Source organism: Metabacillus sp. RB-C-LZQ-3-1, assembly GCF_058315175.1.
Window position 1 is genome coordinate 166,885 of record NZ_JBZFLI010000008.1, and the last position, 21,890, is coordinate 188,774.

The window sequence follows — 21,890 nt, forward strand, 5'->3', positions numbered from 1 at the left end:
AGTACTTTAGTAACTCAATAGGGATGGGAAAAATATACAAAAATTTCTGGCAGCTCCACGTTTTATATATGTAAAGGGGTACCCCACCCGTTTTATGCCCCACCCCTTTTATATAAACTGTTGTTTATCAATTTGGATAGATAACGGTTTTTTGTTTTACAGAGACGACATGCGTGGTGAGAGGAGCGCATATGAAAGGAGGAGAGTGAGATGAATCAGCCATTAGTAAAAATTCTAGTAAAGACAAAGGAACTAAACCAATGGGTTCCCGCTAAGTTTCTAGCAAAGTATGACATTCAAAAAGTAAATCTACTAAAGCTTGAAGATGCTGATTTAATTCCCATCAAGAGAAGCAAATCAGAAGGCTTTACTACTAAAGTTGACCTTAAAGGGTTATCACTACTTCAACAAATAATAGATCTTTTACAAAAACTTTAATTAGGAGGAAATCAGTTATGAAGGGAAATGTATCGCCAGGGCAGCAACTCAAATTAGGATTATTTACGGAGAAAAGTGAATCCTTTCTCGAAATTAAGGAAATTCACGAGATTCTATTAAATCAACGTGCTGCAATTTCAATAGATGTAGCAGATGCAATTGAGCGTAATGACTATGTAAAGCTCTCCCATTTACTTGGTAGTAGAAGCAAAATCCAAACAGCAATAGAAAAAATCGAAGCTCTGCATGAGGATGAACTTAATACTCACGTTTCATTGAATAATCGTTTTGGTAGAGCACTAAAGGATGCTGCAGCTACGATGGAAGCAAAAGGTGAAGACATATTTTTAAATGTGATCCACAATCTCGATAAATTAAATCAATCAGCACACAGTATGATATCGAAGGCTACATCAATCTCTAGCAAAACTATTAGCAGAGGAAATAAACTTTCTCATCACGCAAGTCAATTATTTAATCATAAAACATCAGAAGGTTTAGCAAAATTGGCAAAGTTCATTCAAAAAAGATCTTAATCCTTTGAAAGGAGGTGAAAATCATATGAAGACAGGTAAACATTCAACAATCAATAACATCGTGCCATTCGCTAATGGTGATAAATCTATTGTATCTTCATTACCTAATGTTGTTGTATCTTCTTCTGAATCAAAACGTCGTATTGAGGAGCTTCAAACATTCGTCGACGAGGTGATGGTAAAAGGCGTTGACTACGGTATGGTAGATGGTTTCTCTAAACCAACCTTGTTAAAACCAGGGGCAGAAAAGCTTTGTGATGTATTTGGTTTTTCGAAGACAGTAGAAGTCGTTAATCGTATTGAGCAATGGGAGACTGGTATCTTTGCATATGAAGTAAAGATGACACTAACACGTAAGGACAACGGAGTCATTGAAGCTGAAGGACTTGGTTCATGCAACAGTAAGGAAGCAGCATTTCAACAACAAGATCCTTATACAATTGTTAACACTGTATTGAAGATGGCAAAAAAACGTGCGTTGATTGACGCTGTATTATCAGCAACACGTTCTAGTGGAATTTTCACGCAAGATATAGAAGATTTTCCAACAAACTCGAGCCTTAAAGGAGGTGATGAACCTGTAACCAAACGTCAGCTGCACAAAATCTATCAAATTGTTGCTGAAGTTAACATGCGCCATGAAGTTGCAAAAGAATTGATGCAGATGAAGTACCACGTTGACCACAGCACGAAACTAAGCAAGAAGCAGGCATCTGATTTCATCCAAGACCTTTTGCACTTTAAAGATGTGTTTAATGAGGGGGAGAATTTGAATATGCAAAATGATAAAGAATGAATTGCTCATGGGATATCTTTATATTCGATGAATTTTTTTATGCAAAAAAAGATGAGCTCATCCGCCAATGAACTCATCTACAATCAAAAACACTTAACAACAATATATCGCATTAAATGTATTTACTCAATTGGAGGGACGATCACCGTCTCTCCTTTTTTAATTCTATTAAACAAAAATGGAGGAATATATAATGAACAATACATTCGATAAAATGACTTTTAAGGTATTATTAGCAACAACAATGCGTGAAAAGGAAGATGGCTATGTCGTCAACGAAATCTTCAACCGCTACCCATCCATACAAGAGCTGTTAGAAGTAACTGAAGAGGAATTATTGACGATTAAAGGCATTGGTAAAATTAAGGCTAAACAAATAGTAGCTGCTCTGAAACTAGCAAGAATGCAACCTACTCCTGTAGAAGATCGATTTACTATCCGATCTCCTGAAGATGCATATACATTCTTAAAGGATATGCAGTACCTAACGCAAGAACATTTTGTCGTACTCGGGCTAAACACTAAAAATGAAGTTCTGTTTCGAGAAACAGTTTTTATAGGATCGTTGAATGCATCTATTGTTCATCCACGTGAGACATTTAAATATTTAATCCGTCGTAGTTGTGCAAGTGCCATCGTTGCACATAATCATCCATCGGGGAATCCGCAACCAAGTAGAGAAGATATTGAAGTTACAAAGCGCCTTAATGAAGTTGGTAAGGTCGTAGGCATTGAAATCCTTGATCATGTAATTGTTGGACAAGAACAATATACTAGCTTAAAAGAAAAAGGTTATCTATAAAATTTTTTACTAGAGAGCCAGTGAAAGTGCTGAAAGCAGTACCATCACTGGCTTTCTTACCTTTAAGCAGGAAATGGGCTTAAGTTCGCTAAAATCGTTACATTTTGGTGCAGTTCCATCCGGGAATCATAAATAAACCTTGATATAAAGGGATTTTATCAATCTATCCTAATTTATGTAACATCAACAATAGCTCTCAAAATGCTAGCTACTTTGTATTAATCCGTTAAACATCAAAATTGTAACATTGGAATTTAAAAAATTCAGCCTCCGGCGATAGATATCATCTCGACTCACTTATGATATGGCTCATTTTTCTGTATTTTGAATGCTCGATATATTTGTTCTAACAATATTAGCTTCATCAGTTGATGGGGGAATGTCATTTTAGAGAAAGATAGCTTTTGATCGGCCCGCTGTAACACATCGTCACTTAAACCATTCGAACCACCTATTACAAAGGATAATTGACTTTTCCCGTGGACGCTAAGCTTCTCCATCTCATTTGATAACTGCTCCGATGACCAATTATCTCCCTGTAAATCAAGAGCAATTACATATTGAGAAGGTTTAATTTTACTTAAAATTCTATCACCTTCTTTTTGTTTTACTTGAAATAACTCTTTATCACTCAATTGCTCAGGTGCCTGTTCATCATTCACTTCATCCATTGTCAGCTTACAGTATGGACGCAGTCGTTTTTCAAACTCAGCAATACCTAGTTTGATGTATTTTTCTTTTACTTTCCCGACACTTACAATTTGTATTTGCATGATAATCACCTCTTAAATACAACCTAATTACGTTAATGGGCATATTTTTGATTTTTTCTATATTTTTTTGCTCAACACCACGGTTTGAATATTATTATTCAAGTTAACCATTGTTATTAATGCATTTTAGTTAAAACAGTAAAATAATAAAACTATCCACGTACAATTTACTCTTATATATAACAGTCATAATTTTCTAATTGTAACATTGGAAACAGAATTTAAATTGTTAGCACATATAAAAATAGTACATCACACCATAATGTAGTGCAATGTACTTAAAAAGGCACATCAAATTACTGAAGGAATATATTTTCTTTTCTTTCGTTCAATTCGCTCTCTTTCTAACTTATAGATGTATGGCATTGAATTCGAACTACTATCTGAATTCATTGACATAATGTATTGTTCGTATTTATGCACCATTGCATCATGTACCTTTTCTCTCAATGTTTTATCACATAGTACAACCAGTGCTTGTCCATTTTTATTTGATGGGAAATCAATATAGTATCGCTCTGATGTATCATCTATTTTTAATGCAACACTCGATACAATCAGTAGAGAATGTAATGTTACACGTCCCACTGCTAAAGTATTATGTGTCGGGAATGTATCAACTATATCAACAACAACACTCAATTGGGTTTCTCCTCTCTGTATTTAGCATTCAGCAACATTTTGAAGATTAACATTGTTGATGCTATAATCAATTCAACTGATATTTATTTTGGCTGTCTACTGTTTTGCGAGAACATGGGCAGTCTTTTTTTGTTGTAATACATTTAATGGTGGTAACAGTTTATCACCGATTAACAGTTCATCTACACCAAGTATTTTCCTCATTTGCATTTTTCTTTTTCTGAATGTTGAAGGGGCATATTTGTTTCTACACTCATCTTCACCATTAAATAGTAATTCTGTTGCAAATGCTATTAAGGAAGATTTTGTCCTCAATTCTATCGACTCTTGGTTTATAGCATCAACGACTTGTTGTAGGGAAGTATACATTACACCGCTACTCAAACCATTCCGTTCTAACCCCTTCTGAATAATCTGTGCTGCAACATCAATATTCAATACATCATATGCTCTTCTATTTATGTTAATTTGGCGTATTTCATTATCAGAAAGCTCAATTTCATACCTCAGTAATCCCTTAGCCTTCTTTAAATGGCGTTCATTGATTGAAGTTTGTTTCCGTTGCTGAATTTCAGCTTCCTTATCATAAATTTTTTCTTTCCTCTTCGATGCAATCCATTCCACAGATTCAATCTTGTCACAGCCAACCGCACAATAGTGACGTTTTTGGTATTTTGCTATGTTACAACTAGACATAGCTCTTAGATAATGTTGTTTTTGGTTACCAACATTAAAATTTTTACACACATGCACCTTTTCAACAGTACATCGACCAATTGAAGGAACTCGAGACAAAGGTATTTTTAGTTTAACCGCAATGTACTTCGAATAGCTTTAAAGAATGTTTCTATGTCACCTTCCTGAAGTTCATAAACATTAGAGCCGTTTAAAAATGTTGGTATGGAAACTTCTACTTTTAGCCAACACTTAGTAGGATCATCCTCTTTGTATGTATATCTAATATAAGGACAACCTTTATAGTCTCCATCGTGTAAGTTCTTGAAAATCGTACGACCTGTGCCATTTGATGATCTTTGTGAAGAATTTGACTGTGTCCATTCAATATCTTCAATTTCTTGATTACTTAGCATTATTGGCACACCTAACTTCACAGTATCAAACATGTTATCACGCTCCTTAAGTAGCTAGTTGTGCACGTATTACAGAGAAATCATTTATTTTTTTCGTGCTTTGCATAATACTCATCGAGAATATCAGTGATCCTTTGAATAAATTGATTCCCTTTAGCTTCTTTTTCACTTACCCAATCTGCAATACTCTCTCTTTTATCACGAGCAAGTTCTAAAAATCCATATGCACTTACGTTTGTTTTTTCATCCATGTTTAACCACCTCGCTTTCATGATTCAAATCATAACACGAAATAATTTAAAATTACAATATCCCTATTTATATTTTTAATTTTATGTTATAGTTAGGTTAATAAATAACTAATGCAGGGAAGTGTATCGATGAAAAAAATAACTTTAAATAGTACTAATTTATCTGATTTAGCAAAGTTATCTATAGGAAAAAGAGTTCGATATATCCGTGAACACCTTCAAAATAAGTGTGGGAATGTATTCAGTGGTAAAAGCGTAGCAAATCGAATTAAATTATTCTCCCAATCAACATTAACAACTATTGAAAGAGACAAAACAAAGGATATTCCTTCCAAAGTCTTATATGCAATCTCGAAAGACTTTGGAGCTGACTTGTATATGTTCTTTGATGACTATTATCAAAACAGTACTTATGAAACTGTTGAATTAACTCCTCCTCTTTACGATGAAGACACAGATAACGAAGCTGAACAAGCTGAAGATCAATATGATCCAGAGATTAACCCGCTTCTTGAAAATGAATACACCATTAAAACTATGGTTAGTAAAGTCGCTTCAAATCAAGATGAACAAATGACCTTTATTTTTAAAAGTCGCGTAAAGTATTCCGATCAACACCTATTTTACTTACTCTCAAATATCATTAATCAAATCAATACATTAGATGTTTCAATAGATCCAGAACTCACAGATAGTAAATTAGAGTCAATAAAATTAGCTCAAGATTATGTTCACTATGGGAATACATCACTACACGCTTTTCCGTGGTTCTCAAGACATGAAAAATTGGAAATGGACAATCAATCTCACAAAAAAGCAGTTAAGTACACTGAACAGCTTTTAAATAATTTAAACAAAGCCAAAAAAAGAGGAGAGAATAGTAATGAGTAAAAGAACCGCAGTACTTTATGCCCGTGTTAGTACAGAGGATCAAATGGAAGGATACAGTATTGAAGCTCAAAAGCGATTACTTTACGAATATGCCAAAAATAATAATATTGAAATTGCAGAGGAATACATAGATGAAGGGAGAAGTGGTAAGAGTATTGAAGGTAGACCTGAGATGAAGCGTCTTTTAAAGGATGCAAAAAATGCAAAGTTTAATGCCGTAATTATATACAAGCTTGATCGCCTAGCACGAAATACAAAAAATTCACTAGAGATTGTAGAGCTTTTAGAATCTTTTAATGTACAGCTTATAAGCTACTCAGAGAGCATAGACACAACAACGCCTAGTGGAAAGATGTTTTACACTATAATAAGTTCCTTTGCTGAAATGGAACGATCAACTATTATTGATCGAGTTAAAATGGGGATGATTCAACGTGCTAAACAAGGGCAATTTAATGGCGGACGAGTGTTTGGTTATGAGAGTGTTAATAAAGAATTGATTGTAAATGAAGAAGAAGCACATGTCATACGCTTAATTTTTGATTATGCAGAACAAGAATTAGGATATAAAGCAATTGTCAGCCGAATTAATGCTATGGGATATAAAACAAAGCGTGGATGTGATTTTTCAATCAATACGATAAAAACGATATTAGACAACCCTATTTATATTGGGAAGATCCGCTTTAACATGTATGAAAACTGGTCAGAAAAACATCGTAAAGGTAAAAATGAAGACTATATTCTCGTTGATGGAAAACATGAGGCAATCATTACAATAGAGCAATGGGATCGTGTCCAAAAAAGCCGCAAGAAGCGTTCGCATAGACCTTCTCAGTCGCATGCTCCTTTTATTTTAAGCGGACTTATTAAATGTCCTAGATGTGGATATGGAATGGTTCCAGGATTATCTAAGGGAGCTAAAGGTAAAAAATATCGTTATTATGTTTGCGGACTGTTTCATAATAAAGGTAGTAATGTATGCAGTGCACACTCCATTCGAGCTGAAAGAGCAGAAGAACATGTATTTAATGAGTTAAAACGAATTGTATCTGAACCGTATGTTTTAAGACACATAATCAAGAATATCAACCAACAACGAAGCCAAGCTAAAACACCAATTACTGAAGAAATAAATAGATTGCGTTCTAAGCTCAAAAAGGTAGAAACAAGAATTAGCAACATTACTAATCAACTAATGGATGACCCTTCCCTTGTATCTATTTTTAAGCCAAAATTAAAAGAACTAACGGAAGAGCAATCCACACTTAATAATAAGATTGAATCATTAAATTCAGAACTAGAAGAGTGTGAAACAACACCCATCGACGATCAAGCATTGCTGCATCTTCTAAGCGACTTAGAAAAAGTAATAAGAGATGCTGATTCAGAAAAGCAAAAAGCACTGCTTCGTTTAATTATAAAGGATATCCAGATAAATAAAGAAGCTCCTCGAAGAGTGGGCAGACAAGTTGAAAAAGTTAATTTACATTTTGACTTTACACTAGAAGCATTAGAGGCACAATCGTTGGATTTATTGGATGCGATTCGACCAGAGTATATTGAGCCAGTTGAACCATGGATGCTTGAAAATAAAGATGGTAAAGGATTAAGCGAATTTATGGATTCGCTTAATATTCTACCCTTAAAAGATGTACGGTTCCCCCCGATTAATCCTAAACGCCCGATAAACCTGTTCCAACAAAATCAACCTCATCAACTGATGAGGAAACGTCATCTTTGAAAAAGATAGAGTATCATTTGATCTCTTCATTACAGCTGGACTTAACCCAAGTGATCCACCAATCACAAACGCAACTTTACTCTTTCCATACGTAGCAAGCTGGTCCAAGTCTTTGGCTAACTGCTCAGAGGATTTCATTTTTCCTTCAATAGCTAGGGCGATGACATGTGTGTCATCACTTATTTTGCTTAGGATTCTTTCTCCCTCTTTTTCCTTTACTTGCTCCATTTCAATATCGCTTAGGTTTTCTGGTGCTTTTTCATCTGGTAATTCAATGATTTCCACCTTTGCATAAGATGTTAATCGTTTTAAGTATTCGTCGATCCCTTGCTTCAAGTATTTTTCTTTTAGCTTTCCTATTGTAATAATTGAAATGTTCATTTTTTGCTTCCCCGCTTTAAATTCGTTTATCCACAGAACTTATCCACATTTCTGAAAATTTATCCACAATTGTTGTTAAAATCATCCTCCAACAACATATATAGCAGGTTTCTCACACATTTGGCATCTTGTGGATAACTTACCATCCTGATCAATTTTTTCTATTTCTGGTGCAATTTCCTTTTCATCAACATACATATCAATCGCTAATTCGATATGCTCTTCACAGCAATACATTTCACAACATCCTCCTTATCCACATGTGGATATTTTATATTTAGTTTACCCTTAATAGTTGTCCACAACCAAATTAGAAAAACGCAAGCGCCTTGACCAGCCTAGGGCAAATAAGACGATTTAGAATAAAAGGCGTTCTTTGCCTTCAATTCTAAATTGGCTAGACCCCAGAGGGGCTAGGCGCTGGAGCTAGACCCAAAACTAAGTAAAGATTTTATACTTAAAAAAGAGAGCTAATTTTTAGCTCCCCAACGTGTTCTCTTCCCCTAGCTTCATCTTACCAGACATTTTTTCACCGTTCCGGTAGTATATCACTTCAACTGTATCTCCAACATCCTGATCATAAAGAACTTTTCTTAAGTCAATAATATCCTTTACTTCTTCACCTGCGAATTCGATGATCACATCAAATTCCTGTAAACCAGCTTGAGCAGCTGGTGATACTGGGACAACACTCATGACAATGACACCGTCTGTAATGTCTTCAGATAGCTTTAATGTTTGTGCCTTATGATAGCTAGAAACTTCGTTTAGCGATCTCATACCGATTCCCATGAATGGGCGTCTTACTTCGCTATATTTCTCAAGATCTTCAATTATTGGGATCGCATGATTTGCAGGGATTGATAGACCAATTCCTTCTACAGCTGATTGAGCTATTTTCATGGAGTTTATGCCTATGACTTTTCCGTCTAGATTGATAAGCGCTCCACCACTATTTCCTGGATTGATGGCTGCGTCTGTTTGTAAAACCTCTGCATTCCAATCAACCAACCCATCACCATTTTCATCAATTGGAATCGCTCTTTCTGTTCCTGATATAATACCTTGTGTCACAGATCCAGAAAACTGTAATCCAAGTGGATTTCCAATTGCGATGACTGGTTCCCCAGGTCTAACGGCATCAGAGTCACCAAACTCCGCTACCTTCGTAATTTTCTCACTATCCACTCGTAAAACAGCTAAGTCCGTTAACACATCACTGCCTAAAATTTCAGCTGGAATCCTTGTTCCATCACTTAAGCTAATTTCAACCTGTGAAGCTCCCTCAATAACATGGTGATTTGTGACAACAAAGGCATTTTTCCCTTCCTTTTTATAAATCACTCCTGAACCGGTTCCTGCTTCACCTGTTTCATTCCAAAAATCAGCTTGCTGAAGGTTAACAACACCAACAACAGCATCTGATACATCATCAACGATTTCAGTAATAGCTGAATTTACATTGACTGATACATTCTTCGTTATTCCGGATTGATTTTCAATGCCACCTTCTTGGGTTGGGGCCTCATCACCTAAATCCATTTCATATGGCAGAATCGTTGAAAGTGTCGGCAAAGCTAAGAACATCAGCAATCCTCCTAAGATCGCTCCGACAAATCCCGCTAAAAACCAGCCTCCTCGATTTCCTTTCTGCTTTTTCGCATTATAATTCTCATAATCTTGATCATAATAGCCCATTATGTTCACCATTCCTTTCAAACACACTTGAATAGTGCTTACCTAATCAACATTATTCTCTTGTAGATTGAAAATTAACCAAGATGATGATGATACTTTGTGTAAATTTTAAATTGCTACAAGTGTAGTTGGGGTTACTGGGTCTGTATCATATAATTCAAATTGTTCGCCAGTTATAAAGCCTTTACTAGCAAGTGTTTGCTCAACAGACATTCTTGCTAGATCCTTCATATTGTTATCCTTACTTAAGTGAGCTAAATAAATTCGTTTTGTCGCATCTCCGATAACATCCATCATTGCAATGGCTGCATCCTCATTCGAAACATGGCCCACATCACTTAGAATACGTCTTTTAATGCTCCAAGGATAGTGACCCATTTGCAGCATCGAAACATCATGATTGCTCTCGAAAACAAAGGCGTCCGAATTACGAATTGTGCCCTTCATTTTATCACTAACATAGCCTGTATCTGTGATTAATGCAAGCTTCTTCCCCTCATGATGAAACACAAAAAACATAGGCTCTGCTGCATCATGGGAAACTCCAAACGATTCAATATCTAATGAGCCAAATGTTTTGACAGCACCTGTTTGAAAAACAAACTTCTGGTCTGTTGAAATTTCGCCAATTAATCCATTCATCGCCTGCCATGTTTTTTCATTCGCATAGATTGGAAGCTTATGTTTTCTAGCAAGTACACCTAATCCTTTTATATGATCACTATGCTCATGTGTGACTAGAATTCCTGATAGATTTTTGATATCGCGACCTATTTGCTCAAATAAGTTTGTCATTTGTTTTCCACTTAATCCAGCATCCACTAAAAATGCTTGATCATTGGCTTCAACATAAATAGCATTCCCCGTACTGCCACTTGCAAGTACGCTAAACTGCAAGCTCAATTTTGTCACTCCTCTATTCCCTATTCCGTTAGCTGTAAAACATCCCCTTCTAAAGCATTTACATAGAAATCTTTTCTCTCTTCATTTTCTGTTTCGACATTAATATGCCAAGTAGGTGCTAAGATTTGCTGATTTGAAAGAGGGATGTGAGTGTAATATCCGTATTGAATATTCAACACTTCACTATTTGGTGTTAAATAATTCTTATTATATAGAGCTTCGATTGCCTTTAAAGCAGTGATAGCAGACTCTTTTTCTTCTACTTCCTTTATTTCCTCTAGCATCGATTGCTCATAACTAATGATTTCATTATCCTCGTTAAGGTGCAAAATAACCATTCCTATATGGTCTTCTCTAGATTGAAAAATGTTTCGATTTTTATATCTTTGAATACATATTATAGAATTCGTTTCGTCATCTGTATACCAATAATGGTACTGATCACCAGAAATAACATTATCCTTTAGAAATTGAGTGATTTTACTTTGTGTGTTTACATCTGGCAATGGAAAAGGCTTATCCAATAACATGCGCAACGTTCGAAATGACTCTTCCTCTTTAAGGTTTGTATTTGTATTTGGAAGTTCAAGTGTTAGATTTTCTAGTTTTGCCACTTCATCAATTGTGAAATCCTTACTCTTTGCTGTAATATAAAAGCTTTTATCGATGTCCTCAGGCAATTCATTATAAACGATTCCTTCAGTCTCCAGCTTTTCCTCAATCGTTGCCTCTTGAATAATCGCATAATCAGATTCGTCTCTTAACTCAAAGAATTCAATCGCCAAATAGATATCTAAAATGAGAAAAGCAAGGATAAAAATGGTTTTCGTCTTACTCCAATCCACTTTTATCACCCCTTTGAATGCCGTCTATTCTCAAAATTTTCCCGTCCTGTAGTTCTACACACCAATAAGGGATAATTTTCACAAACCGTTGATCGGTTTCTCCGCTTAGTTCGTACATAATATAAATGTCCTTTATATCCTTTAAATTAATAGATGGATCCTTAGAGAGATTATCCACCAATTCATATCCGGACATTAATGTTACCGTGTTACTGCTTGAGAAGACTCTCATAAGTCGATAAGAAGGACGCTCATATATGGATATTTCACTTTGACCCCATTTTTGGGAAATCATTGTTGGTCCAAAAAACTCATCACTAGATTCAAAAACAGGAATTGATTGAATGGACATAACATATTTAATTTCCTGAGTCAGCTCATTTATCTTGTATAATACATAATCATCTGTCCAACCACCGTGATCATTTAAATAATCAATACTCTGACTAACGAGAGCATTACTTTCAAGAAAGCTGGTATCCCTCAATGAAGGATTCACGAATTTCACTGTATGCTCATTCGAATCGATATTAAGCTCCCTTAAACTATCTGTATAGCGATTTTTTGACAAACTGACATCTTGTTTTACATATTGAGGATTACTAAACAAAGCATTCTTAAAAACGGACCCGTCAATTTCATCAGTAATGACATATTGAAAGCTGTCCAATTTCACTTCATTTTCAGGTAACAAAAAATCAACATCTTCCTCTGTACCATACCTGAAAAATGGCTTTAATTCGTTTCTATGACTGTAAATCTCTGCAACATATTGATTAGCATCCGAAATATTAACAGAAGTCTCAACAATTTTTAATGTTTCACTTGAAACAAAGAATACCTTTTGGACTTCCTTCTCCCTTGGCACATTTAAATAGATTCGATCAAACATGATGTCCTCACTTGATTCCGTCTCCCACTTAAACATTGTTTCAAAGGTTTCAAATGGTATCCCATCAAGGAATCTGAGTTCTACTTTAGCTTCCTCTTTCCCATGGATCCAACTTGTAAAATTCTCTTTTGTATAGGTTTTTATTATATTACTCTTACTGCTTAAACTATAATCCCATGTTTGCATTTCAGACCAAAGATTATTTAAGTATTGATCATCATAGGTACTAAAATGCTGTTCAGATGTATGAAGAAATAACTGATAAGGTTTTATGACCTGATAAGGTTCTCGTTCCTCACTTATGATAGGAACACTTTCAACAAAACTATTATTTTGAAATTCTTCATAAGGCGGCTGTGAATTCCATAAATTCCATGTGAAAAATAAACTTGTCGCAACTAGTATCATCAATAGCACACTTTTTATTGACTCTTTATTCATTCCCACTCATCCTCTTGTTCTGGATCGTATGGCAGAGTAAAGAACACCGTTGTTCCTGATCCTTCCTTACTTTGTGCCCATATATCTCCTCCATGTGCTTGGACCATTTCTTTTGCAATCGCTAGTCCCAAACCAGTTCCTCCCAGCTTACGAGTACGTGCTTTATCAACTCGATAGAAACGGTCAAAAATTTTATTTACACTTTCTTGTGGAATTCCAACACCTTCATCCTTTACACGAATTTGAATTTCTGATGGCAGTATATCAATTGTAAAGGTTACTTTTCCGCCTTCTGGTGAGTACTTTAATGCATTAGAAATAATATTATCTAAAACCTGTGTAATTTTATCAGTATCTATGTCAACATAAAGAGGTTCTTTTGGTATGTTTCGAATAAATGTAACGTGCTGGGATTTTGTCATCTCAAATCGATCGATAATTTTCTCGAAAAAGTCCGTAAAGTTAATCCATTCTTTCGTTAATTGATAATCTGTTCGATCAAGCTTAGATAGCTGCAATAAGTCATTTACTAGACGAATCATGCGTTCTGTTTCTGTTTGAGTCACATGTAAAAATTGTGGTGCGATCTCCTTATCCTTCCATGCCCCATCTGCTAATGCTTCTAAATAACTTCTCATCGTTGTAAGAGGAGTACGCAGCTCATGAGAAACATTCGCGACAAATTCTCTTCTTTCTTGATCAATCTTCTCTTGTTCTGTAATATCATACAAAACAGCGATCAACCCATCTATTTTCCCCGATTCTTTTTGAATAACCGAAAAGCTTACACGTAAAATAAATGGACGTTCTTCCGAGCCTGTATCTAGCACAAGTGATTCTTGCTCTTCAATTAGACTATCAAATGTATATTCATCACTGATTCCAAGGAGTTCTGTAATCGTTGTTTGCTGAATCGTTCCACGTGAAACATTTAACATCTCTAATGCAGGATTATTAATTAAGATTACTTGGCCTTCACGGTTTGTCGCAATAACACCATCGGTCATATGGGCAATAACAGATGCTAATTTTTTCCGTTCTCCCTCAGTCATTGCTTGTGCGTCTTCAAGTTTTTCTGTCAGATAATTAAAAGTGATAGCAAGTTGACCAATTTCATCTTCTCCATATACTTTTACTTTTCGAGAGAAATTACCATTGGCTAATTCTATCGCCTGCTTCCTCATATCAGTCATTGGTCTAGTAATAGTCCTTGCCAGAAAAATACCCAGCGCTGCAGTAATAACTAATGAGATAATTGTGCCTGTTGCTAGTATCTTGTTAATAATACTCATCTGCAAAAAAACTTCTTCCATCGATGCCATCACATAAACTGCACCGATGGTTTGATTATTATGATTAACAGGAACAGTCATAACTCGAACACGATCGTTTGTTTCGTCATGAATTCCTAAACCTGTATAATCAAGTCCAACTAATGCACGTCGAACAGACTCTTCAGTTGTTTTCTTCCCTACAATATCCTGATTACTACTAGAGGTTGCGATAACAGTTTTACTCATATCAATGACTCGAACCTCTATTATTTCTTCAGTTAGGAAATCACCAATAATTGACGTAATTTCACTATTTAGTGTTTTTCCATCTGTATATTCTTTAGGATCCCGTGACATTTCTTGCTCAATATTATAAACCAAAAGACTTACTCGCTTCGTTAATGAAGTCTCAAAGTTGGATTTTAGTGAAGTTTCTAATTCCTTCACAAAATAGATTCCAATTATTTGCATAGCTAACATGATAAGCAGTACATAAACCGAAACAAACTTAAAATGAATAGATTGAAAAAACCTTACTCTTTTCATACTATTAATCCTGTTCTGATTGCTTTAAGTAATAGCCTACCCCGCGTCTTGTTACAATCCAGGTTGGGTGACTAGGGTTATCTTCAATTTTTTCTCTTAAGCGTCGGACCGTCACATCGACTGTTCTGACATCTCCAAAGTAATCATATCCCCATACTGTTTGTAAAAGATGCTCTCGCGTCATAACCTGTCCAATATGCTGAGCAAGATAATGAAGCAACTCAAACTCACGGTGTGTCAATTCAATGGTTTCTCCGCGTTTAGATACAACATATGCATCAGGGTGGATGACAAGTGAACCTATTGAGATTTCATTTGATGCTCCTTTCAATTCACTTGAATCATTCGCTTGCTGTCTTCGTAGATTTGCTTTAACCCTTGCTAATAATTCACGAGTGCTAAAAGGCTTTGTCACATAGTCATCAGCACCTAATTCAAGACCGAGCACTTTGTCTATCTCTGAATCCTTTGCAGTTAACATAATGATTGGCATTTCATATTTTTTTCTCACTTCTCTACATACTTCCATTCCATCTCTGTTTGGAAGCATAATATCTAATAAGATGAGATCTGGATTGACCTCTTCTACCATTTCTAATGCTTGATTCCCATCATATGCACAGTAAACAGCATAACCCTCTTTTTTTAGGTTAAATTGTAATATATCTGCAATTGGTTTTTCATCATCAACAACTAATATCTTCTTTTCCATATTCTCGCCCCTTTATATATCTTGTCCTACATTTTTGGATCTTCTTTTTATCCTAACCTGCTGACTTATGCTTCAATCAGCATAGTGGTATCAAAGTTAGCTTTCTGCTAGTAAATTTTCATATAGTTAAATGTACCATGTTCAAAGAGAAGAATCATCTTTTTCAAAGATCCCTATCTATATTAGTTTACTATAAGTTTTGCAGTGGTATAAAAATAATAATGAGTAAAAAGATGAGAAAAATTTGGCTTTTCACAAGTCCTAATCGCCAAAAGCCTTCATTTTTCTAAAAGTAAAAAAAGGGACTGACCTAAATTACTAGTGTGTCAGACCCTTTCTATCCTCTTATTTTAAATAATTTTCCGGATTTTTAAGGTTTCCATTCTCATATACTTCAAAGTGAAGGTGAATTCCTGTAGAATTTCCTGTTGAGCCCATTACACCCAGTTTCTGTCCTTGTGACACAACTTGTCCGACTGAGACAGATATTGAACTTAAATGTGCATAAACAGTCTTCATTCCATTGTTATGATCAATGACAACCTTATTTCCATAACCACCGCTATAACCTGCTGATATAACCCGTCCATTATCTGCAGCTTTTATTGTACGATCACTAGGTCTTGCTATATCAATTCCCTTATGCAGTTTACCCCAGCGTTGTCCAAGTCCACTAGAAATATAGCCGCCTACTGCAGGCCATGCTAAGTTTCCGGTTCCTCTTGATGGAATTACTTTCGTACCTTTTATGATGATTTCGTTTACTGGTTCCTTTATAATTTTTTCAGTTAAAACTTCTTTTGTTGTCTCAGAACCATTTTGTTTTGTAACAATATAATGAACTAATCTCTCTCCATTCACACCTTCTTGGGAAGTTTCCTCTTCTCCCTTTGGCATGGAGGCATCTTCTTTTGTTTCTGTTTTATAAGCAATTGTTTCTTTTTCAGAAACTTCTTCTTCAACTTGAACCATTACATATGGCTTTAACTCGGTTACGTTTAACAAATCACCTGGTTTAATAACAGAATCTTCCTCAAGTCCAGGATTAAGCTCTAGCAGCTTCTCAAGAGGCAGATCATGTTTTGAAGCTATTTCCCCAAGGACATCATTCCCCTGCACCTCATATTTCTTCTCTACAGGTGTTCCTTTTTCCAATAGGTTAAGTCCCTCATTAGAAGTCAAAACCTTTTCAGGTATTACCTTTTTTTCTTCAAGTGTAACCTCTTCAGTAAAAGAAACTTCCGTAATGCGAGATTGCCCCTCTTTAAGAGCTGGTAATGGCTGATTCTTTTGTCTCGCTGCTAAGTCGTCTAATACTTCCTTTGAAACATATTGCTGTTTATATTCTTCTAACACATTTTGTGCAGTCAAGCTATCTTGAAAGGCTGCAACTTCTTGATCATTGATTTTCAAAACAGTCGCTTCCACTACAACATCAAGGTTTTGCTCCAGATTCTCTAGAACTTCAGCATTATTAAAAACTGGTCGAAACATTTTTTCGGGAATGATCTCAACATCTTCGACTGTTAGTTGATAATCTTTATACGTATCTTTTAGTTTATTAATTTTTAATGAGCTAAGCTCTTCAATTACATTTTGATTGTCTACTGTGCCCATGTACTCATTTTGAAGATAAATATGGTAAACAGTTGATAAAGAATCTTCAGCTTGAGCATTTATTGCAAATGTTAAGGATGTCGCTAAAATTACACCCATAGTCCATTTTTTTAGATTTGAGCGCATCTTGGATGGCTTTTGACCGCCAAGCACTCTAGTTGAACGCTTAAACAATGGTATTTCCTCCTAAATCTATAAAGTAGAGCACTTCAAAAAGCCTACTACTATGAATTCACTCTTAAATACCGACAAAATTCACGTCATTTTACCCTTTACTAATTTAACACAGATTCAATAATCGCACGGTAAAAATCATTGAATTGTAATATTACTGTATTATTGGATACAATTTTTGGTTATATTGTCGCATCATGACATTTTAAATCTACCAATTTTCCCGTAAATATAGAAAAAAAGACATGAATCTCTTAAGATTCATGTCTTTTGAGTGGCTCGGGACGGAATCGAACCGCCGACACATGGATTTTCAGTCCATTGCTCTACCAACTGAGCTACCGAGCCATAATTAGATTGTATTTATATTTCATAATCTATTTAAGAGGTTCATGTACTAAAAATTACCTCTTTACTTAAGTATCATTTCCATATTGCCAACTTGAAAATCGTCCTCATCTCAGGAAGTTTATTCAAGATGTTACTCGATGAGTACGCTGATGCTATTTCAAAGGAGCTTATTCGGGCGTGCTCTACCAACTGAGCTACCGAGCCATATGTGGTTTAAGGTTTTAACTAAGATTCGAATCTCTTCGTCAGCTCCATCGCTTACATCCTCACGTATTGTCATACGCTCCGGTGCTCACTCAGTCGCTTCCTCGACCTTCTCCCTTATTGAAACCCTTTTACTTATTCATTAATTTACTAGCAAGTAAATTTTCTACACCATAATTTATATGTAAATGGCGGTCCGGACGGGACTCGAACCCGCGACCTCCTGCGTGACAGGCAGGCATTCTAACCAACTGAACTACCGGACCGTTTTTTGATTATGATATTAATAAATGAAATGGTGACCCGTACGGGATTCGAACCCGTGTTACCGCCGTGAAAGGGCGGTGTCTTAACCGCTTGACCAACGGGCCACTGTTTTTCTAAAAACAATGGTGAGCCATGAAGGACTCGAACCTTCGACCCTCTGATTAAAAGTCAGATGCTCTACCAACTGAGCTAATGGCTCATTTTATAATGAGAAGTACAACTTAGTTTTCCACTTGTTTCAGACACGCAAATCTCAGAAAGCTTATTCAAGGAGCAGCTCGATTTGTGTGCTGATGTGTTGCTTCGAAGCTTACTCGTTCGTGCTCTACCAACTGAGCTAATGGCTCATTTTATAATGAGAACTATTTGCTAAGAACAACTTGTCTTAACAGGACGTGATCTATCATATCATCATATGAATTACTTTACAATATATTTTTTAAAAAAATATATTTATTTTTCATATTATAGTAAGGCTGTTTTTGCAAAGATTGTTGCTCTTAAATATTATTTAACTCTATAGTGGAATGGAACGAACTAATTTGCACATTTAACACTACATAAAAAACAGAGTATGCGAAAACGAAAACAGCCTATAGAAAAGATTATTGATCGTACTAACAGAAAATAAGAGGGATGACTACACATCCCTCTCGTTAGTTATTCTTAGCTATACACGCTGCGAATCACATTTGTTTGTGAACGATCTGGTCCTACAGAGAAGATTGATAGCGGAATACCTGTAAGCTGAGAAATACGTTCGATATAATGTCTCGCATTTTCAGGCAACTCACTTAGATTACGTACTCCTGTGATATCCTCTGTCCAGCCTGGTAATTCCTCGTATACTGGTTCACATTCAGATAATACTTTCAGACTTGCAGGGTACTCATTAATCGTTTCACCTTTATATTTATAAGCTACACAGATTTTTAATGTTTCAATACCTGTTAAAACATCAATTGAATTTAATGAAAGATCTGTTAATCCGCTCACTCGTCTTGCATGACGAACAACAACACTGTCAAACCAACCTACACGACGTGGACGTCCAGTTGTTGTCCCATATTCACGGCCAACCTCACGAATTTGATCACCAATTTCATTGTTTAGCTCTGTAGGGAATGGGCCATCACCTACACGAGTTGTATATGCTTTTGAAACACCTACAACATGATTAATTTTTGTTGGTCCAACACCAGAACCAATTGTTACTCCTCCAGCGACCGGATTTGATGATGTAACAAATGGATATGTACCTTGGTCGATATCAAGCATAACCCCTTGTGCACCTTCAAATAGAACACGACGGCCTTCATCTAAGGCATCATTTAAAACAACAGATGTATCTACAACATATTGCTTAAATTGTTGTCCATATTCATAATATTCGTCTAGAATTTCTTCTACAGTAAAGCCTTCTACTTCATAGAACTTCTCTAAAAGACGATTTTTTTCTTGAAGGGCTCTAGATAGTTTTTCTTCGAATACGTCACGCTCTAGTAAATCGGAAATACGAATTCCAACACGAGCGGCTTTATCCATATACGCTGGACCAATTCCCTTTTTCGTTGTTCCGATTTTATTAGCACCTTTTCGCTCTTCCTCTACCTCATCTAATTTTAGGTGATAAGGTAAAATCACATGCGCACGGTTGCTAATGCGTAAATTATCTGTTGTAATACCACGTTCATGTAAGTAAGAAAGTTCTTTAACAAGTGCCTTTGGGTCAACAACCATACCATTTCCGATAACACAAATTTTATCTTTATAGAAAATCCCAGATGGAATTAAGTGAAGCTTATATGTTTCTCCATCAAATTTAATCGTATGACCTGCATTGTTACCACCTTGATAACGAGCAATAACCTCTGCATTTTCAGAAAGGAAATCTGTAATCTTTCCTTTTCCTTCATCTCCCCATTGAGTTCCAACAACTACTACTGAAGACATTCCGTGCACCTCCGTAATTTCGCACTATTCAAACATGTATATTTTATCAATCACAGATTTGAAAGTCAATGTAAATACGAACAATATTAAAAACATTTACTGTATTTGTTCGTAAATTGAACACAAACTATTTCATACTCTTCTCCTCTGTTTCATCAATTATTTTTTTGCCCCAAAGTCTAGTATTTCCAATTCAAATGAGAATACACAAAAAAAGAGGAGATCACGCGTTTGATCTCCTCCCTTATGCTGGAACACCTTCATCGTCAAATCGCCGTTCCAGATTGACGAATTTATTATATTCTTTTACGAAAGCAAGTGATACTGTACCAACTGGGCCATTACGTTGCTTAGCAATAATGATTTCAATAATATTCTTGTTTTCAGATTCCTTGTCATAGTAATCATCACGATATAAGAAAGCAACAATATCGGCATCCTGCTCAATACTTCCTGATTCACGAATATCCGACATCATCGGGCGTTTATCTTGACGTTGCTCAACACCACGAGATAACTGTGATAACGCGATAACAGGAACTTTTAATTCACGAGCTAATTCTTTCAGGGAACGTGAAATTTCAGATACCTCTTGCTGACGGTTATCTGTTCGACCATTTCCTTGGATCAATTGAAGATAATCAATTAGAACCATTCCTAGCCCGCTTTCTTGCTTTAATCGGCGACATTTAGCACGGATATCACCAACACGAATACCAGGGGTATCATCAATATAGATCCCCGAATTTGATAAACTCCCCATTGCCATTGTAAGTTTACCCCAATCCTCAGGCGTCAATGATCCTGTTCTTAATCTTTGGGCATCAATATTCCCCTCAGCACACAGCATCCTCATTACGAGCTGATCTGCCCCCATCTCAAGACTGAATATCGCAACATTTTCATCTGTCTTTGTTGCAACGTTTTGGGCAATATTTAGAGCAAATGCAGTTTTACCAACTGATGGACGAGCCGCTACAATGATAAGATCATTTCGTTGGAATCCAGCTGTCATTTTATCTAATTCTATAAATCCTGTTGGAATACCTGTGATATCACCTTTTCGATCATGAAGAGTTTCGATATTATCATAGGTTTGTACTAGCACATCTTTAATATTTTGAAAGGCTCCAGCGTTTTTTCGCTGAGCAACCTCCATAATCGTCTTTTCCGCTTCATTGAGTAGGACCTCAACCTCATCTTCTCTGCTATATCCATCTTGTGCAATGGTAGTAGCTGTTCTGATCAGTCTTCTTAAGATTGATTTTTCCTCAACGATTTTTCCATAATACTCAATATTGGCAGCAGTTGGTGCTGAGTTCGCCAAATCACTTAGATACGAAACTCCGCCTACTTCTTCTAGTAAGTTTGCATCAGCTAATTCTGATGTCACCGTCACTAAATCTACCGGCTCACCTTTGTCGGATAGCTCAAGCATAGCATTATATATTTTCTGGTGGGCGGCACGATAAAAGTCATCAGGAATTAATAGCTCTGACGCTAAAGTAAGTGAGGATGGATCTAGAAAAATGGCTCCTAAAACAGCTTGTTCTGCTTCTATATTTTGTGGTGGAATACGATCACCAAGTAACTCGTTAATGATGATCACCGTCCTTTAAGTTTATAGTAATCTATTAGTATCTCTAAGTATTAAGGATAAAAAAAAAG

The 21,890-nt window shown here is 35.9% G+C and carries 22 protein-coding genes and 4 tRNA genes; 6 read left to right on the forward strand and 20 right to left on the reverse strand.

Translation table 11 applies throughout. From position 1 onward, the window contains the following. Window positions 1–210 precede the first annotated feature (210 nt). The 4 genes from AC4GZ8_RS14720 (at window position 211) to radC (ending at window position 2,572) form a co-directional block, all read left to right on the forward strand. Window positions 211–438 (forward strand): hypothetical protein, encoded by a 228-nt coding sequence (locus AC4GZ8_RS14720; protein ID WP_491082654.1) that lies wholly within the window; start codon window positions 211–213, stop codon window positions 436–438. 17 nt (window positions 439–455) lie between these two features. Continuing rightward, a complete protein-coding gene (locus AC4GZ8_RS14725; protein WP_491082655.1) occupies window positions 456–974 on the forward strand; it encodes a hypothetical protein in 519 nt (172 codons plus the stop codon). A 25-nt stretch (window positions 975–999) separates the two neighbouring features. Next, entirely contained in the window at window positions 1,000–1,770 is a 771-nt protein-coding gene (locus AC4GZ8_RS14730) for a hypothetical protein (protein ID WP_491082656.1), read from the forward strand. Between the two features lie 193 nt (window positions 1,771–1,963). Continuing rightward, complete coding sequence (gene radC, locus AC4GZ8_RS14735; RefSeq protein ID WP_491082657.1) at window positions 1,964–2,572, forward strand: RadC family protein; 609 nt, start codon at window positions 1,964–1,966, stop codon at window positions 2,570–2,572. Between the two features lie 293 nt (window positions 2,573–2,865). Here radC and rlmH (AC4GZ8_RS14740) read toward each other — a convergent pair whose 3' ends face one another. The 5 genes from rlmH (AC4GZ8_RS14740) to AC4GZ8_RS14760 all read right to left on the reverse strand — a co-directional run bounded on the left by rlmH (AC4GZ8_RS14740) (window position 2,866) and on the right by AC4GZ8_RS14760 (window position 5,329). Continuing rightward, window positions 2,866–3,345 (reverse strand): 23S rRNA (pseudouridine(1915)-N(3))-methyltransferase RlmH, encoded by a 480-nt coding sequence (gene rlmH, locus AC4GZ8_RS14740; protein ID WP_491082658.1) that lies wholly within the window; start codon window positions 3,343–3,345, stop codon window positions 2,866–2,868. Window positions 3,346–3,636: 291 nt separating this feature from the next. Further along, window positions 3,637–3,987: a hypothetical protein gene (locus AC4GZ8_RS14745; protein WP_491082659.1), complete on the reverse strand. Its 351-nt coding sequence runs from the start codon at window positions 3,985–3,987 to the stop codon at window positions 3,637–3,639. Window positions 3,988–4,083: 96 nt separating this feature from the next. Further along, window positions 4,084–4,782 (reverse strand): phage/plasmid replication domain-containing protein, encoded by a 699-nt coding sequence (locus tag AC4GZ8_RS14750; RefSeq protein ID WP_491082660.1) that lies wholly within the window; start codon window positions 4,780–4,782, stop codon window positions 4,084–4,086. Between the two features lie 8 nt (window positions 4,783–4,790). Then, on the reverse strand, window positions 4,791–5,111 hold the full coding sequence (locus AC4GZ8_RS14755; RefSeq protein WP_491082661.1) for a hypothetical protein: 321 nt from the start codon (window positions 5,109–5,111) through the stop codon (window positions 4,791–4,793). A gap of 47 nt (window positions 5,112–5,158) precedes the next feature. Then, the gene (locus tag AC4GZ8_RS14760) at window positions 5,159–5,329 is read right to left on the reverse strand and encodes a hypothetical protein (protein ID WP_491082662.1); all 171 of its coding nucleotides are present in this window, start codon (window positions 5,327–5,329) and stop codon (window positions 5,159–5,161) included. A 129-nt stretch (window positions 5,330–5,458) separates the two neighbouring features. Between AC4GZ8_RS14760 and AC4GZ8_RS14765 the strand changes: the two genes are divergently transcribed. Together AC4GZ8_RS14765 and AC4GZ8_RS14770 are read left to right on the forward strand one after the other, a co-directional pair. Next, window positions 5,459–6,220 carry a hypothetical protein gene (locus AC4GZ8_RS14765; protein ID WP_491082663.1) on the forward strand — a complete coding sequence of 254 codons (762 nt, stop codon included), beginning with the start codon at window positions 5,459–5,461 and terminating at the stop codon, window positions 6,218–6,220. Next, window positions 6,213–7,964, forward strand: a complete 1,752-nt coding sequence (locus AC4GZ8_RS14770) for a recombinase family protein (RefSeq protein WP_491082664.1) — start codon at window positions 6,213–6,215, stop codon at window positions 7,962–7,964. The genes AC4GZ8_RS14765 and AC4GZ8_RS14770 overlap by 8 nt, the downstream gene beginning before the upstream one ends. Here AC4GZ8_RS14770 and rlmH (AC4GZ8_RS14775) read toward each other — a convergent pair. From rlmH (AC4GZ8_RS14775) to dnaB, 15 genes are all read right to left on the reverse strand, one after another. Beyond that, window positions 7,866–8,345 (reverse strand): 23S rRNA (pseudouridine(1915)-N(3))-methyltransferase RlmH, encoded by a 480-nt coding sequence (gene rlmH, locus AC4GZ8_RS14775; RefSeq protein WP_491082665.1) that lies wholly within the window; start codon window positions 8,343–8,345, stop codon window positions 7,866–7,868. The genes AC4GZ8_RS14770 and rlmH (AC4GZ8_RS14775) overlap by 99 nt on opposite strands. Window positions 8,346–8,426: 81 nt before the next feature. After that, entirely contained in the window at window positions 8,427–8,582 is a 156-nt protein-coding gene (locus AC4GZ8_RS14780; protein WP_491082666.1) for a CxxH/CxxC protein, read from the reverse strand. A gap of 240 nt (window positions 8,583–8,822) precedes the next feature. Next, on the reverse strand, window positions 8,823–10,043 hold the full coding sequence (locus tag AC4GZ8_RS14785; RefSeq protein ID WP_491082667.1) for a S1C family serine protease: 1,221 nt from the start codon (window positions 10,041–10,043) through the stop codon (window positions 8,823–8,825). A 108-nt stretch (window positions 10,044–10,151) separates the two neighbouring features. Then, on the reverse strand, window positions 10,152–10,946 hold the full coding sequence (locus tag AC4GZ8_RS14790; RefSeq protein WP_491082668.1) for an MBL fold metallo-hydrolase: 795 nt from the start codon (window positions 10,944–10,946) through the stop codon (window positions 10,152–10,154). A gap of 20 nt (window positions 10,947–10,966) precedes the next feature. Continuing rightward, on the reverse strand, window positions 10,967–11,791 hold the full coding sequence (locus tag AC4GZ8_RS14795; protein WP_491082669.1) for a two-component system regulatory protein YycI: 825 nt from the start codon (window positions 11,789–11,791) through the stop codon (window positions 10,967–10,969). Beyond that, a complete protein-coding gene (locus tag AC4GZ8_RS14800) occupies window positions 11,778–13,124 on the reverse strand; it encodes a YycH family regulatory protein (RefSeq protein WP_491082670.1) in 1,347 nt (448 codons plus the stop codon). The genes AC4GZ8_RS14795 and AC4GZ8_RS14800 overlap by 14 nt, the downstream gene beginning before the upstream one ends. Continuing rightward, window positions 13,121–14,944: a cell wall metabolism sensor histidine kinase WalK gene (gene walK / locus AC4GZ8_RS14805; RefSeq protein WP_491082671.1), complete on the reverse strand. Its 1,824-nt coding sequence runs from the start codon at window positions 14,942–14,944 to the stop codon at window positions 13,121–13,123. Before walK ends, AC4GZ8_RS14800 begins: the two co-directional genes overlap by 4 nt. Window positions 14,945–14,948: 4 nt before the next feature. Continuing rightward, window positions 14,949–15,656 (reverse strand): response regulator YycF, encoded by a 708-nt coding sequence (gene yycF, locus AC4GZ8_RS14810; protein WP_491082672.1) that lies wholly within the window; start codon window positions 15,654–15,656, stop codon window positions 14,949–14,951. Window positions 15,657–16,001: 345 nt separating this feature from the next. Continuing rightward, window positions 16,002–17,447, reverse strand: a complete 1,446-nt coding sequence (locus tag AC4GZ8_RS14815; protein WP_491082673.1) for a peptidoglycan DD-metalloendopeptidase family protein — start codon at window positions 17,445–17,447, stop codon at window positions 16,002–16,004. A gap of 275 nt (window positions 17,448–17,722) precedes the next feature. Then, window positions 17,723–17,795, reverse strand: a tRNA-Phe gene (locus AC4GZ8_RS14820). A 396-nt stretch (window positions 17,796–18,191) separates the two neighbouring features. Continuing rightward, window positions 18,192–18,268: transfer RNA gene (locus AC4GZ8_RS14825), tRNA-Asp, on the reverse strand. 30 nt (window positions 18,269–18,298) lie between these two features. Beyond that, window positions 18,299–18,373: transfer RNA gene (locus tag AC4GZ8_RS14830), tRNA-Glu, on the reverse strand. A gap of 19 nt (window positions 18,374–18,392) precedes the next feature. Next, window positions 18,393–18,468, reverse strand: a tRNA-Lys gene (locus AC4GZ8_RS14835). Between the two features lie 467 nt (window positions 18,469–18,935). Next, on the reverse strand, window positions 18,936–20,222 hold the full coding sequence (locus tag AC4GZ8_RS14840; protein WP_491082674.1) for an adenylosuccinate synthase: 1,287 nt from the start codon (window positions 20,220–20,222) through the stop codon (window positions 18,936–18,938). Between the two features lie 244 nt (window positions 20,223–20,466). Continuing rightward, complete coding sequence (dnaB, locus tag AC4GZ8_RS14845) at window positions 20,467–21,822, reverse strand: replicative DNA helicase (RefSeq protein ID WP_491082708.1); 1,356 nt, start codon at window positions 21,820–21,822, stop codon at window positions 20,467–20,469. Window positions 21,823–21,890: the final 68 nt, after the last annotated feature.

What these genes read in the sequence shown, in the direction of transcription:
- AC4GZ8_RS14725 (WP_491082655.1), top strand. Translation starts at nt 456, where the DNA reads ATGAAGGGAAATGTATCGCCAGGGCAGCAACTCAAATTAGGATTATTT.
- AC4GZ8_RS14760 (WP_491082662.1), bottom strand. Translation starts at nt 5,329, where the DNA reads ATGGATGAAAAAACAAACGTAAGTGCATATGGATTTTTAGAACTTGCT.
- rlmH (WP_491082665.1), bottom strand. Translation starts at nt 8,345, where the DNA reads ATGAACATTTCAATTATTACAATAGGAAAGCTAAAAGAAAAATACTTG.
- yycF (WP_491082672.1), bottom strand. Translation starts at nt 15,656, where the DNA reads ATGGAAAAGAAGATATTAGTTGTTGATGATGAAAAACCAATTGCAGAT.
- AC4GZ8_RS14730 (WP_491082656.1), top strand. Translation starts at nt 1,000, where the DNA reads ATGAAGACAGGTAAACATTCAACAATCAATAACATCGTGCCATTCGCT.
- AC4GZ8_RS14780 (WP_491082666.1), bottom strand. Translation starts at nt 8,582, where the DNA reads ATGTATTGCTGTGAAGAGCATATCGAATTAGCGATTGATATGTATGTT.
- AC4GZ8_RS14840 (WP_491082674.1), bottom strand. Translation starts at nt 20,222, where the DNA reads ATGTCTTCAGTAGTAGTTGTTGGAACTCAATGGGGAGATGAAGGAAAA.
- AC4GZ8_RS14765 (WP_491082663.1), top strand. Translation starts at nt 5,459, where the DNA reads ATGAAAAAAATAACTTTAAATAGTACTAATTTATCTGATTTAGCAAAG.
- AC4GZ8_RS14755 (WP_491082661.1), bottom strand. Translation starts at nt 5,111, where the DNA reads ATGTTTGATACTGTGAAGTTAGGTGTGCCAATAATGCTAAGTAATCAA.
- rlmH (WP_491082658.1), bottom strand. Translation starts at nt 3,345, where the DNA reads ATGCAAATACAAATTGTAAGTGTCGGGAAAGTAAAAGAAAAATACATC.
- radC (WP_491082657.1), top strand. Translation starts at nt 1,964, where the DNA reads ATGAACAATACATTCGATAAAATGACTTTTAAGGTATTATTAGCAACA.
- walK (WP_491082671.1), bottom strand. Translation starts at nt 14,944, where the DNA reads ATGAAAAGAGTAAGGTTTTTTCAATCTATTCATTTTAAGTTTGTTTCG.
- AC4GZ8_RS14785 (WP_491082667.1), bottom strand. Translation starts at nt 10,043, where the DNA reads ATGGGCTATTATGATCAAGATTATGAGAATTATAATGCGAAAAAGCAG.
- AC4GZ8_RS14770 (WP_491082664.1), top strand. Translation starts at nt 6,213, where the DNA reads ATGAGTAAAAGAACCGCAGTACTTTATGCCCGTGTTAGTACAGAGGAT.
- AC4GZ8_RS14800 (WP_491082670.1), bottom strand. Translation starts at nt 13,124, where the DNA reads ATGAATAAAGAGTCAATAAAAAGTGTGCTATTGATGATACTAGTTGCG.
- AC4GZ8_RS14720 (WP_491082654.1), top strand. Translation starts at nt 211, where the DNA reads ATGAATCAGCCATTAGTAAAAATTCTAGTAAAGACAAAGGAACTAAAC.